Origin of the sequence: Providencia sp. SP181 (assembly GCF_050446505.1) — a bacterium.
In the GTDB taxonomy this organism is placed as follows: Bacteria; Pseudomonadota; Gammaproteobacteria; order Enterobacterales; family Enterobacteriaceae; genus Providencia; species Providencia vermicola.
Window position 1 is genome coordinate 45,312 of the sequence record NZ_JBBPXM010000018.1, and the last position, 13,861, is coordinate 59,172.

A 13,861-nucleotide genomic window follows, 5' to 3' on the forward strand; every position below is an offset into this window, starting at 1 on the left:
GGCTTAATGGCAACGGCACCAATTACAAAAAAACTTAAAAAAGCAAAAGGGCCAGCAAGTGGTGCAACCGCAGCAGGGCAAGTTCAATCATTAAGCCGTGGACTCACACTGTTGGAATATATTTCTGAATCTACTGGGGGCATTGCTTTAACTGATCTCGCATTACAAGCGGGCTTACCAAACTCAACAACACACCGGCTATTAATGACCTTAGAACAGCACGGCTTTGTACGCCAAACGGGTGACTTAGGTTTGTGGGTTATCGCCTCCAACGCCTTTATTATTGGTAGTAGTTTCTTAGAAAGTCGGAATTTGTTAGCGTTAGTTCACCCTATTTTACGTCGTTTAATGGATGAATCTGGTGAAACCGTCAATTTAGCGATTCTTGACCATACTGAGTACGATGCCGTTATTGTCGACCAAGTACAATGTACTGCATTAATGCGCATGTCTGCGCCAATTGGTGGCAAACTCCCTTTACATGCATCTGGTGCAGGTAAAGCGTTTATCGCTAATTTACCTGAAGATAAGCTCATTCCACTTTTAAGCCGTAAAGGGTTACATGCTTATACCCCCTTTACCTTAACCAACCCTTCTGCATTAAAAGAAAATTTACAGCAAGCCAAGAAACAAGGGTTTTCTTATGATGATGAAGAGCATGCTTTAGGCTTAAGATGCATTGGTGCCTGTATTTATGATGAACACAAAGAGGCTTTTGCTGCGATATCTATCTCTGGGCCGTTATCTCGAATCACAGATGACCGCATTACAGAGTTAGGTGCGATGGTCATCAAAGCGGCAAAAGAAATTAGCCGCGAGTATGGGGCAAATCGCTAGTTTCAGCATCTCAGAAACATAAAATGCGGGGAAACCCGCACTTTTATTGGTAACACACTGTAAAACCAAGGGTGTTTAAAAAACTAATCCCCTTGCTGTGTAGTAGGAACATGTTCTAGCTGCCTCGTTCTCTCAAAGGCTTTAAATTTTGATATATCGCGATATTTTTCAATCAATGCAAGGGCGATAGCTTCTGTCTCTGCATCCGCTAACCCCTCAATATCCCGCGGTCTGAAGTGTAATTGAAATGCACGTAAGGTTTTTTTCGTTTGTACATCCAACTGACCTGATAACGGAATACCTGAATACCCGTAAAACTTCAGCGCTTTCTGGAGACGAAGTATATTAGCAGGCTCATTCACATTTCGTTCTGCAAGGTACTTACTCACTGTTTTAGGATCAGGCCAAGCCCCGATACCTTGTTGTGAAAGGCGTTGCCATGGAAAGGCTCTACCAGGGTCTTGCTTACGTAACGGTGCAATATCACTATGACCAATGATATTCTCGGGAGGAATGTTATACCTCTGCATAATATCTTTTAATAACGGAATTAAGGCTGTAACCTGTGACTCATTAAAAGGAGGCCAGCTTTTGTCCCCTTTTTTATCTCCCTGAAAGCCAGCATTCACAATTTCAATCCCTATTGAAGAATCATTCAGGCTGGTATGGTAAAGCCACCGGCTATCACCTGCATGCCAAGCCTTTAACTCTTCAGGAACGAGTTGCAATACAATAGGTTTACCCTCTTTAGTATCTGGATGACTTGGAATTAGATAGTGAGAACTGACCTTACCTTTCGTCAATATTTTAATAGAATGATTATCATCAGACACCGTATAGTGCAAAATAACATACTGGATGCGTTCACTGGTATTTTGAGAAGGGTAGCGTTTATCGACGTAATAACCATTATTTGACGTGGGAGCTGTACACCCAACAAGTAAGAAAATGAAAAATATCCCTATATATTTCAACATCAAACTTTAACCTTATCCTACCTGTAGTGTGTTACATATTTAAACACAAGGTTATCGATAACACTATAGAAACCGTACAGCTTTTCTATAGTAGAACTTAATAGAAAAATTGTAGGTAGAATAAATTAGCATAGGTGCATTTTTTAAAGCTTACCTACCCTCTTCTATCTCTTATAGAAAAAATAAGTAAGCTTGTTTTTCATACTACAATACATTTTTTATGTTCAGAATGAAACAAAAAAACTTTCATCAATCACCATTTTTTACTAATAGGCGCTTGTTGTTACCCACTTAAAAAATGAAATAAAAATACAAAAAATTATTAAGAAGATATTAATCGCTTTAATTTGAAAAAATATTAATTCAATTAATTACAGTTGTGCAAAATAGACTTGAATATTTTTCACTCTTAAGAATTTATCATCATAACGATACTTATAACAGTAAGTACAATCCATTAATTTATTTTTATTAGGCAACGTAATAAATGAGAAATCAGTTCCTTGTAGGTAGAATCACTTTTTAATACAGCAGATTAACCATGAAATTTATTGAAATATCATAAAAAATTTTTAACTTGGTATTAGCTCATTTTTTTCATACTCAACCTGTTTTATGATCAATTTAGTAATTTCATTAATATCGATATCTAGAAAAATGACTATTTCAATTAATTTATCTAAACTTAATTTGTTAATTCCTAACTCATAACGAGACACTTGTTGCTGGCTTAACTGAATAACTGAACCTAGCTCATTCCCAGATAACCCCTTGCTCACTCTAGCTTTTCGTAAATGATTTCCCAATAATGCATAAATATTTTTCTTGTTAACGATATGCATAACCATCTCCTAAATAAGAAAATAAAATTTAGCTAGTATTAATCATTATAAAATTAATCGAATACATTTAAAATAGTTATGAACAATCAAAATAACAGAAATTGATAGGTAAACCTGTTTTTTATATACAAAAAAAAGAGACTTTCGTATTATTTATAAAGCAATCTATTGCTTTATAAAAGCTTTTTTTAAATTTAATGCATTTAAAATATATTGTGATACTTTATTGATCAAATCGATAATTTAATATCCTTTTACACTTTTAATGTTACTGGTAATAATTAGTAACTAATAAAAATACATACCAATTCATATTCTTAATTTAATTTCATTTTTTAAAAAAAGTGAAACTAACTGTTTAATTGCTACCTAAATGAAACTCCCTTTTATTTATGACAAATAATCAGCAAAAATGATTAAATAGCTATTATTTTAATCCTTATGATTTGATAATTAATCTATTTTGCCCTAAAAATAATAATGCCCTGTTTTCCTGCTAAATAATGCTTTAACTCGGTATCACTGACTTTTAAGTTTCCTTTTAGTGACGATGCATTTCTAAATAAAGTATTATCTCCTTGTTTAATAATGATACCGACATGTGAGACATCCAACCCACTTTTTTTAGAATAAATACCAATGTAATCCCCTGTTTTTAAATGATTAATGACATTATTATCAACAAATCTCACTGGTATATAGTGGATTAGCCTGTCTTTTACAGACACCCCTGCAATAAAAAAACTACCCTGGTTATTCAAATTAAGTCTTTTATTTACCATTACCGCATGTGGACTGATTTGTTGAGTAATATCCCAAGCGATTGGGTTAGGTTCTTGTGCCCAATCCGAAAAAAAATGACGCCGATTAGTAAAGCTAATATTCTGATCAACATAACGAATATCTGTTAAGTTTGTTATAAATTGCTCATAACTTTCAGAGCGTTTGAATGCCTCTGTATATTCAATAAACGTCATACAATCCATCGCTTTTAAGTTCACAACGAGTGTTTCTATGGTGGCCCGAGATTGATTTAACGTATATTTATTATACGGTGTGCCTATTAAAGACTGAGTAATCATTTCAACTTTTTCTGCTTGCTGATGATGTTGACTTAATTCACGTTGCTGGCTGAGTATATTCATCAAAACCGTATACGACCCTGCGGATAGCGCTACCTGTGCATTCACAATGGATGCATATAACCACACTACAACAATAACAACGTGTTTTAGCATTCGAAGACTCTTGTATTTTTATCCGCTACATTTAACTCAATCATCGTATAAATAGCATCAATCAGCCATTAACACCTTTATTTTTATCACTATAGCATGCGATTTGCTCTTTTTCTGCACAGAGCTGTTGATTGGCTAATTTTGATTAAAGTCACAGTTAGTGTTTAATTTTCACTTTGATGATTGCTATTTAAACTTTTTAGCTAAACAATGTTACCGGTAACAATGTTTGATTTTGAAAAAATAACGGCTGCTGAATGAACAAGACACAATCTAAAACCAAGTAGAAATCATTATTTTTTATCCGCCTTATGGAGCAATTATCATGAGCAAAAGTATCTCTGAAACCATGACATTAACCACTATCCATGATGAACTGGCACATATCACTCAACGCATTATTTGTCGTTCAGCACAAACACGTGCCGCTTATCTGAGCAAAATTGAACAGGCTCGTACCACAACTGTTCATCGCGCTTCGTTAGCTTGTGGTAACCTCGCTCACGGTTTTGCTGCCTGTCAGACAGAAGAAAAACAAATACTCAAAAGTATGACTCGGGCGGATATTGCCATTATTAATTCTTATAACGACATGTTGTCTGCGCATCGTCCATACGATCACTACCCAGAACAATTAAAAAAAGCATTACTTAATGCAGGCTCTATCGGACAAGTCGCAGCTGGCGTTCCTGCCATGTGTGATGGCGTGACTCAAGGGCAAGATGGTATGGAACTATCTATGCTCAGTCGTGATGTCATCGCAATGTCAACAGCAATTGGCTTATCTCACAATATGTTTGATGGTGCACTATATTTAGGCATTTGTGACAAAATTGTGCCTGGTTTAATGCTTGGTGCTTTATCATTTGGCCACCTTCCCGCGATTTTTGTTCCCGCAGGTCCCATGTCTACAGGGTTACCCAACAAAGAGAAAGTGCGTATTCGCCAGCTATATGTTGAAGGGAAAGTTGGCCGAAGCGAATTATTAGAAGCCGAAGCCGCATCCTATCATGGTATTGGAACTTGTACTTTTTATGGAACAGCTAACTCAAACCAAATGGTTATGGAAGTCATGGGCTTACATTTACCAGGCGCATCTTTTGTTCCTCCCGAAACGCCCCTACGTGATGCATTAACAAACGCAGCTGCACAACAAATCACTCGTTTAACTGAACAATCAGGCCAATATTTACCTATCGGGCATTTAGTTGATGAAAAAGTGATCGTCAATGGTATTGTTGCCCTACTTGCAACGGGAGGTTCAACCAACCTCACCATGCACCTCGTTGCCATTGCCCGTGCCGCAGGTATTATCATTAATTGGGATGATTTCTCTGATCTCTCTGAGATTGTCCCGCTGATTTGCCGTATTTATCCAAATGGGCAGGCGGATATCAATCAGTTTCAAGCAGCAGGGGGTGTTGCATTATTAATTCATCAATTACTACAAAAAGGGCTATTACATGAAAATGTTAACACGGTTGCAGGTTTTGGCCTTTCCCGTTATACACAAGAACCTTGGCTAAATAACGGTCATTTAGAATGGCGTGATGGCCCTAAAGATTCATATAATCCCGAAGTCATTGCACAAATTGATAAGCCTTTTTCCCATCATGGTGGAACAAAATTACTTTCTGGTAATTTAGGCCGTGCAATGATGAAAACATCTGCGGTTCCTGAAGAAAATCAGATTATTGAGGCTCCTGCAGTTGTCTTTAATAATCAAAATGATATTGCCGCCCAATTTGAGTCAGGAGCTTTAAATCGGGATTGTATCATCGTCGTTCGTTTTCAAGGCCCATCCGCTAATGGCATGCCAGAGCTTCATAAATTAATGCCACCTCTTGGTGTGCTAATGGATAGGGGCTATAAAGTTGCCCTAGTGACTGACGGACGACTTTCAGGCGCATCAGGTAAAGTACCATCGGCCATTCATGTGACACCAGAAGCATACACTGGTGGGCTCCTATCAAAAGTCAAAGATGGAGATATGATCAGAGTGAATGCGCTAACTGGTGAACTACAACTCCTTATTGATGAGCAAGAAATCGCGAAACGTCCCGTATGTAAACATGGCTTGAGTGATAAGCATATGGGTTGCGGCAGAGAGCTTTTCGGTGCATTAAGACGCAATTTATCTGATGCCGAAAAAGGCGCCTGCAGTATTGATTTTTAATCTATTTTTACTAATAGGAATAAAATATGAATAATTGGAAAACGTCAGCAGAGGCTATTCTTAAACAAGGTCCTGTCGTCCCCGTCATTGTTATCAAAAAACTAGAACAAGCCGTACCTCTCGCAAAAGCCCTTATTGATGGTGGTATCAACGTGTTAGAGGTGACTCTAAGAACTGAGTGTGCCATTGATGCAATTCGTTTAATTGCTCAAGAAGTACCAGAGGCCATTGTCGGAGCTGGTACTGTCATTAATGCAAAACAACTCATGGAAGTTTCCCAAGCAGGTGCTCAATTTGCTATCAGCCCAGGTTTAACCGAAGAACTATTAGCCGCCGCAGTTCAAGGAAATATCCCCTTAATTCCAGGTATTTCTACCGTTTCAGAGCTGATGCTTGGTATGAATTATGGTTTAAAAGAATTCAAATTTTTCCCCGCTGAAGCTAATGGTGGCGTTAAAGCACTCAAAGCCATTACAGGCCCATTTTCGCAAGTAAAATTCTGCCCAACTGGTGGAATATCATTAACTAACTATCGTGACTATCTAGCTCTAGATAACGTGCTTTGTATTGGAGGGTCATGGTTAGTCCCTGAAGATGCATTGAACTCTGGGAACTATGAAAAAATCACACAGTTAGCTCAAGATGCAATTCAAGGTATACAAGCCTAAATTTATCAACGACTCGGCTATCACCGAGTCTCTATCTAACTCGCCTTACAAGGGATAATACGACCACTCAACAAGGTAGTAATTCGTTAAATTGATAGCAAAAACGTAATTCTTCACGGTATGCATAAACATCCTCTACATGACCATTTAAAATGCGTTTTTGTCGTGTTTGCCAATAATCCGCTGAAAACAAATCGGCATGATGTTGCTGTAAATAATCACGAATTTGCCTATTTTGGCAAATAAATGAAGCAAACTCCTCTGGGAAAACATCATGCTCGCCGATGCTATACCACGGCTCCCCAGATAATTCCTGCTCAGGGTACTGTGCTTCGGGTATATGACGAAAATTGACCTCCGTCATATAACAAATTTCGTCATAATCATAAAACACAACTCTCCCATGCCGTGTGACACCAAAATTTTTAAAAAGCATATCCCCTGGGAAAATATTTGCAGCGGCCAACTGTTTAATTGCCCAGGCGTACTCATTCAATGCATTATTTAACTGCTCACCATTTGCGTTATCCATGTAAATATTCAGCGGCACCATCTTTCTTTCCATATATAAATGACGAATTAATATCTTGTCCCCCAGATCTTCAATCTGTGATGGTGCTTCATTTAACAGTTCTCTCATTAATTCGTAACTAATCGCACTTTTATTTATCACAAAATTTTCAAATTCTTGGGTATCCGCCATTCGCCCGACTCGATCATGTTCTTTGACGATCCGATAACACTCTTGCACCCTTTCTTTTGTCACATTTTTTTGCGGTGCAAATGTATCTTTAATAATTTTAAATACCCGATCAAAAGCAGGTGCAGTGAACACCAACATCACCATCCCTTTAACCCCTGGCGCAATGGTAAATTGCTCTCTAGAAAAGTTAATGTACGCTAAATACTCTCGATAATATTCTGTTTTCCCATGTTTTTGGCACCCAATCGCCATATAAAGCTCAGCAATCGACTTACTTGGCAGGATTTCCCTTAACCAAAACACCAGTGCTGCAGGAAAAGGGGCATATACCATAAAATAAGAACGAGCAAAACCAAATACGATACTCACCTCATCAAATGTGACTAAACAAGTATCAATATATATTTTGCCATGTTCATCTTGATGAATTGGTAATAAAAATGGATACACTTTATCGTTAATATAAATTTTGCCTACCAACCAAGCTGCTTTATTGCGGTAAAACAGCTCATTTGCAATATGCAGGCTACATTTTTGCAAATTAGCATTCAAAAACTGATGTTCAAGAGATTTTATAATACATTGAATATCAAAACTTAAATTTCTCCAAGGTAACCTTAATGGCAACCCACTCAAAATTGAAAACAGCAAAGAAGCTAAATTATCATCCGCATGGTATTCCCTCGCGAGAGGCCGCGGAGAAGAAGAAAAGCGCCTCGCTGGCTGCGAGGTAAAGATAAATAAGTTATCCTGGGTCAGTTCTCTATGCTGAAATAATCGGCAGTATACTGAGTTAAAAAAACTTTCTGCAATTTCAAAGCGTGGATAATCAGGTAACAATGTTTTATAAACATTTTTGATTAACGCCAATTTATCAGGTGTTAATGATTGTACTAACCCCATAAATTGTAACTGAGCAACAACTAATCCAACATGATGATCATATAGTTGAATACGTTGTTTCATCGCAGATTGCACAGCATGCCAGTCTGCCCGCTCAAACCGTTCTTGAGCCCCCGATGTTATTTCAAGGAAGCGCCCATATTGCGCATCAAATCCCTGCAAGATTGTTTGGGCGATGATCTGCTCAGTTGTCAGGATCATATTGACCCCCCATTTATTTCTTTAAAGAAAAAACAGGCACTTAACGTGCCTGAAAGTTAACCGATACATCAAATAAACAGAAACACCGAATAAAGAAAATACTGACTAGAATTGCTCTTCTTCTGTTGACCCCGTTAAAGCCGTCACTGAAGAAGTTCCACCTTGAATAACAGTTGTCACCTTATCAAAATAGCCTGTCCCCACTTCTTGTTGGTGTGAAGAGAAGGTATACCCCTTATTCATTGCCGCAAATTCACATTCCTGAACTTTTTCTACATAATGGCGCATTCCTTCTCCTTGCGCATAAGAATGTGCAAGGTCAAACATGTTAAACCACATACTGTGGATACCTGCTAATGTAATAAACTGGAAGCGATAACCCATAGCTGCGAGTTCATCTTGGAAGCGGGCAATCGTGGCATCATCTAAGTTCTTCTTCCAGTTAAACGATGGAGAGCAATTATAAGCCAGTAGCTTTCCAGGGTATTTCGCATGAATAGCATTCGCAAATTGCCTTGCAGCTTCTAAGTCAGGTTTTGATGTTTCACACCAAACAAGGTCAGCATATGGTGCATAAGCTAAGCCACGACTGATCGCTTGCTCAATACCCGCATTAGTACGGAAAAAGCCTTCTGATGTACGTTCTCCCGTCACAAAACCTGCATCATACTCATCACAATCGGAAGTCAAAAGGTCAGCAGCATCCGCATCTGTACGAGCAATTAAAATAGTTGGAACCCCAGACACATCCGCAGCTAGCCTTGCAGCAACCAATTTTTGGATAGCTTCTTGGGTCGGCACTAAAACTTTTCCCCCCATATGACCACACTTTTTCACTGCCGCAAGTTGGTCTTCAAAATGTACAGCCGCCGCACCCGCTTCTATCATATTCTTCATTAATTCAAAGGCGTTTAGTACTCCACCAAAACCCGCTTCGGCATCCGCAACAATAGGCAAAAAGAAATCAATATATTCTTTGTTATCTGGCCCAATCCCATTAGCCCATTGAATTTGGTCAGCTCGACGAAAAGTATTATTAATCTTCTGCACAACTGAAGGTACGGAATCAACAGGGTAAAGTGACTGATCTGGATACATACTCGAAGCAGTATTTGCATCAGCAGCGACTTGCCAACCTGACAAATAAATCGCTTCAATGCCTGCTTTTGCTTGTTGCAAAGCTTGCCCGCCCGTTAATGCACCAAGTGCATTAACATAGCCTTTTTTAGATTTCCCGTGCAGCTGTTCCCAAAAACGTTCAGCGCCTTTACGTGCTAATGTATATTCCAAATTAACTGAACCACGTAACTTAATAACGTCTTCAGCCGAATACGGGCGTGTAATACCTTTCCAACGTGGTTTTTTCCATTCATTTTCTAATTGGGCAATTTGCTCTAAGCGCGATGTCGTCATGATCCACTTCCTTTATAAAAATATGTAGGGTTTATCGAATGTTATATTTGCAATTATTAGTCTAATAATTGGTATCCAGGGATAGTCAGAAACTCAATGAGCTCGTCTTGCGTTGTAATGCGCCTCATTAAATCTGCCGCCTCTCTGAAACGCCCACTTTGAAAGCGCTTATCTCCCAGCTCTTTTTGGATAACCTGAAGCTCTTCATCTAACATCTCTTCGAAAAGAACCTTGGTTACCTTTTCACCATTTGACAAGGATTTACCATGCCTTATCCATTGCCAAATAGAGGTTCTTGAAATTTCAGCTGTTGCCGCATCCTCCATTAGTCCATAAATAGGGACACAGCCATTACCCGATATCCAAGCTTCGATATACTGCACTGCAACGCGGATATTCGCTCTCATTCCAGCATCAGTTCTTTCACCAGAACAAGGTGTTAAAAGCTGCTCAGCGGTGATTTCTGGGTCAGAATCACGAGACACATCAAGTTGGTTAGCCCGCTCACCAAGTGTCTTATCAAAAACCGCCATGACAACATCAGCTAAACCTGGATGCGCTACCCAGGAGCCATCATGGCCATTTATTGCTTCTAATTCTTTATCAGCTCTTACCTTGGCTAGAATCGTCTGGTTTTCTTCTTCATCTTTACTCGGAATAAATGCAGACATCCCCCCCATGGCAAACGCCCCGCGACGATGGCACGTCTTAATTAACAAACGAGAATATGCACTTAAAAAGTCTTGGGTCATTGTGACGACTTGCCGGTCGGGCAACACCCTATCAGAGTGCTCTTTTAATGTTTTGATATAACTGAAAATATAATCCCAGCGTCCACAATTTAATCCAACAATATGGTGGCGCATGTGATAAAGGATCTCATCCATTTGAAATACGGCAGGTAATGTTTCAATCAAAACCGTTGCTTTAATTGTTCCTCGAGGTAATCCTGCAAAGTCTTCGGCAGCACTAAAAACATCACTCCACCATTTCGCTTCCTGCCAAGATTCTAGCTTTGGAATGTAAAAATAAGGACCACTGCCTTTTTTTAACAATGCTTGATAGTTATTGTAAAAATACAGTGCAAAATCAAATAACCCGCCAGGAATTGGCGTGTCACCAAATAACACATGCTTTTCATCGAGGTGCAAACCCCTGACGCGGGCAATTAATACAGCAGGATCTGATTTAAGCTGATAAACCTTACCATTCTCATTGGTATAGGAAATATCACCGTTAATAGCATCACTTAAGTTGATCTGCCCATCAATTAACTTTTCCCAAGAAGGCGAAAGAGAATCTTCAAAATCTGCCATAAAAACTTTAACGTTAGCGTTCAAGGCATTAATAACCATTTTGCGTTCCACAGGGCCTGTAATTTCAACACGACGATCACGTAAGTCTTCTGGAATATTTTGTATTTTCCAATTTTCATTTTTTATGGAATTCGATTCCGAAATAAAACCTGGCAATTCACCTGCATCAATTTTTGCCTGTCTTTCCAGCCTTTCTTTCAGTAATTGATTTCTGCGAGGTAAAAAAACCTCAACTAAATGAACAAGAAATTCAATAGAATCATTATGTAATACTCGATTATCTCGATCAGCTATTCCTTTAGTAAATATTAAATCTGATGCTAATAATTGGTGTTCCATTGAGCAACCCTCATTCATATTTGTTTATGAATTAAGCTTAATCTCAAAAACAAAATAAATCAAAAACGATTTCCATTTTAATGAAAAACACTAATAACTAAATGATAAATATGAGTTTTTTTATAAATTTTTTTAGGTTTTTATTTTCGTTATTAAAATAAAATATGTTAACTATCTGTTAAATAAAGTAATTATCAAACGATTTATAATTAGAATAGTTTGTCCGAAAAACAAAAAAGCAGCTACAAAGTAGCTGCTTTTATACTGTAAATGATCTTTTAACTGGAATTTAACCCCATAAAAATTAATAAAGTCCCACATTCCTAATGATTATTAAAAAACCAGCAAAATAATGATTCTTTTTTAGTCTAAAGTCGGCTCCATGTGACTAAGATCGAAAGGTGTGATCTGGTACACATAATAATTCAACCAATTAGAAAAAAGTAAGTGCCCATGACTCCGCCAACTGATCAATGGCGGGTTGTTTGGATCATTATTTTTAAAATAATTACATGGGATCTCTGGAGATATCCCCGCATCAAAGTCACGCCAATACTCCTGAGCAAGCGTATCTTTATCGTATTCAGGGTGCCCTGTAACAAAAGCAAGGCGTTTATCTTTAGACGCAAATAAGTAAGCTCCAGCTTCTTCAGAACTCGCTAGTATTTCCAAGTCCGTATACTCTCGAATAAGCTCCTCCGGAAAATCAGCATACCGTGAGTGAGGCGCATAAAATGAGGCGTCAAATCCCCGAGTTAGTAATGCATGTGGCTCTAATGTATCATGTTGATAAACACCCGAAAGTTTTTCTGTACGTGTCCATTTTGGCAAATCATAAAGCACTTTTAATGCTGCTTGTACCGCCCAGCAAACAAAAAGTGTTGAAGTCACATGATCTTTAGCCCATGTAATCACTTTTTCAATTTGGCTCCAATAACACACATCATCAAATTCCACTAAACCTAAAGGAGCTCCAGTGACAATTAAACCATCAAAATTTTGTCCTTTAATATCCTCAAAATCACAATAAAAATTATTCAAATGCTCTATCGGTGTATTTTTTGACTCTCTTTGGTCAATTCTCAATAGTTGAATATCAACCTGTAAAGGTGTATTCGACAATAGCCTTAGGAACTGGTTTTCAGTTTCTATTTTTTTGGGCATTAAGTTTAATATTAATACTTTCAAGGGACGGATCTCCTGAAGGCTAGCCCTTGTCGTTGTCATGACAAAAACATTTTCTTCGCGCAAGAAATTCACAGCAGGTAACTCGTCTGGTAAACGAATCGGCATCGTTCATCCCCTTTTTACACTTGTATACGTTTAGACTTCTAGAATGCTAAATAATCTAACCAATGTTAAGCACCTTGTCGAGTATTTCAAGGGTGATTGAAATAATTTCATGCCAAGTGACTTGTCTTGATTTCTTTTCAAATATAGCAGAGACGTAACTAGCTGATTTTATATATTTTTTATCTACTCATGATAATTTATAGATACTGATTTAACTTATACACTTTTGATATTAATTAGAGCTAATCTAATCTTCTTCTTCCCTTAACCAAAAGGGTCTACCAATTCAAATTAATTAATAAAAAATAATAAAATCAATTCATTAACTAGAAAAATCAAAATATTGTCATCTACTTCACCATAATCTAATAAGAAGTAAAAAACACAGTAATGTTAGTTACTGAGAAGGATTATTGATAAGCTTACAAAGATTTCTCCGTTTTAATCACAAGTCATAACGACGTAAACACAGAATACGGATCACACAACGATGAGTTGCTAAGTAGATTATTGATAAGCTTAGAAGAATTTCTACGTTTTAATCACAAGTCATAATGACGTGAACACCGAACACGGGTAACACAACGATTGGTTGCTGAGGGGATTATCGATTCGCTTAGCTTGCGTTATTTATCTCGTCATCTCGGCCTTTTCTTGGCCCCATTCCCCAAACGCAAAAAAGCCACCCAATGGGTGGCTTTCTCACTAATTTAATGTCTGGCAGTTCCCTACTCTCACATGGGGAGACCCCACACTACCATCGGCGCTACGGCGTTTCACTGCTGAGTTCGGCATGGGGTCAGGTGGGACCACCGCGCTATTGCCGCCAGACAAATTCGGTTTCGTTCCCGTTCAGCGCTTTTCTTCGCTAAACCAGAACATCAATCTTGAACAAGCTGCTGTGTCCGTCACCTTTCGGCTTCTCACGCACATTTGAAAACTATCTCGTCTCTCT

General features: G+C 38.1%; 10 protein-coding genes and 1 rRNA gene. 3 read left to right on the top strand and 8 right to left on the bottom strand.

Annotated elements, in window-relative coordinates; genetic code table 11:
- Positions 1 to 6: 6 nt before the first annotated feature.
- Complete coding sequence (gene iclR, locus AABS66_RS19585; RefSeq protein ID WP_225820635.1) at positions 7 to 837, top strand: glyoxylate bypass operon transcriptional repressor IclR; 831 nt, start codon at positions 7 to 9, stop codon at positions 835 to 837.
- 83 nt (positions 838 to 920) lie between these two features.
- On the opposite strand, the gene AABS66_RS19590 is transcribed toward iclR, so the two are convergent.
- The 3 genes from AABS66_RS19590 to AABS66_RS19600 all read right to left on the bottom strand — a co-directional run bounded on the left by AABS66_RS19590 (position 921) and on the right by AABS66_RS19600 (position 3,894).
- A complete protein-coding gene (locus AABS66_RS19590) occupies positions 921 to 1,814 on the bottom strand; it encodes an N-acetylmuramoyl-L-alanine amidase (RefSeq protein ID WP_206086215.1) in 894 nt (297 codons plus the stop codon).
- A gap of 572 nt (positions 1,815 to 2,386) precedes the next feature.
- Positions 2,387 to 2,656, bottom strand: coding sequence for a helix-turn-helix domain-containing protein (locus AABS66_RS19595; RefSeq protein ID WP_225820633.1), 270 nt, complete (start codon positions 2,654 to 2,656; stop codon positions 2,387 to 2,389).
- Positions 2,657 to 3,114: 458 nt separating this feature from the next.
- Positions 3,115 to 3,894, bottom strand: a complete 780-nt coding sequence (locus AABS66_RS19600; protein ID WP_206086213.1) for an N-acetylmuramoyl-L-alanine amidase-like domain-containing protein — start codon at positions 3,892 to 3,894, stop codon at positions 3,115 to 3,117.
- Positions 3,895 to 4,243: 349 nt separating this feature from the next.
- On the opposite strand from AABS66_RS19600, the gene edd reads away from it, so the two are divergent.
- Positions 4,244 to 6,070, top strand: a complete 1,827-nt coding sequence (edd, locus tag AABS66_RS19605) for a phosphogluconate dehydratase (RefSeq protein ID WP_375084293.1) — start codon at positions 4,244 to 4,246, stop codon at positions 6,068 to 6,070.
- Between the two features lie 26 nt (positions 6,071 to 6,096).
- Positions 6,097 to 6,738: a bifunctional 4-hydroxy-2-oxoglutarate aldolase/2-dehydro-3-deoxy-phosphogluconate aldolase gene (locus AABS66_RS19610; RefSeq protein ID WP_206086211.1), complete on the top strand. Its 642-nt coding sequence runs from the start codon at positions 6,097 to 6,099 to the stop codon at positions 6,736 to 6,738.
- 67 nt (positions 6,739 to 6,805) lie between these two features.
- On the opposite strand, the gene aceK is transcribed toward AABS66_RS19610, so the two are convergent.
- The 5 genes from aceK to rrf form a co-directional block, all read right to left on the bottom strand.
- A complete protein-coding gene (gene aceK, locus AABS66_RS19615) occupies positions 6,806 to 8,545 on the bottom strand; it encodes a bifunctional isocitrate dehydrogenase kinase/phosphatase (RefSeq protein WP_430225343.1) in 1,740 nt (579 codons plus the stop codon).
- Positions 8,546 to 8,650: 105 nt separating this feature from the next.
- A complete protein-coding gene (gene aceA, locus AABS66_RS19620) occupies positions 8,651 to 9,958 on the bottom strand; it encodes an isocitrate lyase (protein ID WP_206086209.1) in 1,308 nt (435 codons plus the stop codon).
- Between the two features lie 56 nt (positions 9,959 to 10,014).
- The gene (gene aceB, locus AABS66_RS19625; RefSeq protein WP_430225344.1) at positions 10,015 to 11,613 is read right to left on the bottom strand and encodes a malate synthase A; all 1,599 of its coding nucleotides are present in this window, start codon (positions 11,611 to 11,613) and stop codon (positions 10,015 to 10,017) included.
- Between the two features lie 363 nt (positions 11,614 to 11,976).
- Positions 11,977 to 12,906 carry a homoserine O-acetyltransferase MetA gene (metA, locus tag AABS66_RS19630; RefSeq protein ID WP_272539930.1) on the bottom strand — a complete coding sequence of 310 codons (930 nt, stop codon included), beginning with the start codon at positions 12,904 to 12,906 and terminating at the stop codon, positions 11,977 to 11,979.
- A 715-nt stretch (positions 12,907 to 13,621) separates the two neighbouring features.
- Positions 13,622 to 13,737: ribosomal RNA gene (gene rrf / locus AABS66_RS19635) — 5S ribosomal RNA — on the bottom strand.
- Positions 13,738 to 13,861 lie beyond the last annotated feature (124 nt).

Excerpts from the sequence above, each read along its gene's own strand:
- AABS66_RS19595 (WP_225820633.1), bottom strand. The coding sequence starts at position 2,656 with ATGCATATCGTTAACAAGAAAAATATTTATGCATTATTGGGAAATCAT.
- aceK (WP_430225343.1), bottom strand. The coding sequence starts at position 8,545 with ATGATCCTGACAACTGAGCAGATCATCGCCCAAACAATCTTGCAGGGA.
- AABS66_RS19610 (WP_206086211.1), top strand. The coding sequence starts at position 6,097 with ATGAATAATTGGAAAACGTCAGCAGAGGCTATTCTTAAACAAGGTCCT.
- aceA (WP_206086209.1), bottom strand. The coding sequence starts at position 9,958 with ATGACGACATCGCGCTTAGAGCAAATTGCCCAATTAGAAAATGAATGG.
- iclR (WP_225820635.1), top strand. The coding sequence starts at position 7 with ATGGCAACGGCACCAATTACAAAAAAACTTAAAAAAGCAAAAGGGCCA.
- AABS66_RS19600 (WP_206086213.1), bottom strand. The coding sequence starts at position 3,894 with ATGCTAAAACACGTTGTTATTGTTGTAGTGTGGTTATATGCATCCATT.
- AABS66_RS19590 (WP_206086215.1), bottom strand. The coding sequence starts at position 1,814 with ATGTTGAAATATATAGGGATATTTTTCATTTTCTTACTTGTTGGGTGT.
- metA (WP_272539930.1), bottom strand. The coding sequence starts at position 12,906 with ATGCCGATTCGTTTACCAGACGAGTTACCTGCTGTGAATTTCTTGCGC.
- aceB (WP_430225344.1), bottom strand. The coding sequence starts at position 11,613 with ATGGAACACCAATTATTAGCATCAGATTTAATATTTACTAAAGGAATA.
- edd (WP_375084293.1), top strand. The coding sequence starts at position 4,244 with ATGACATTAACCACTATCCATGATGAACTGGCACATATCACTCAACGC.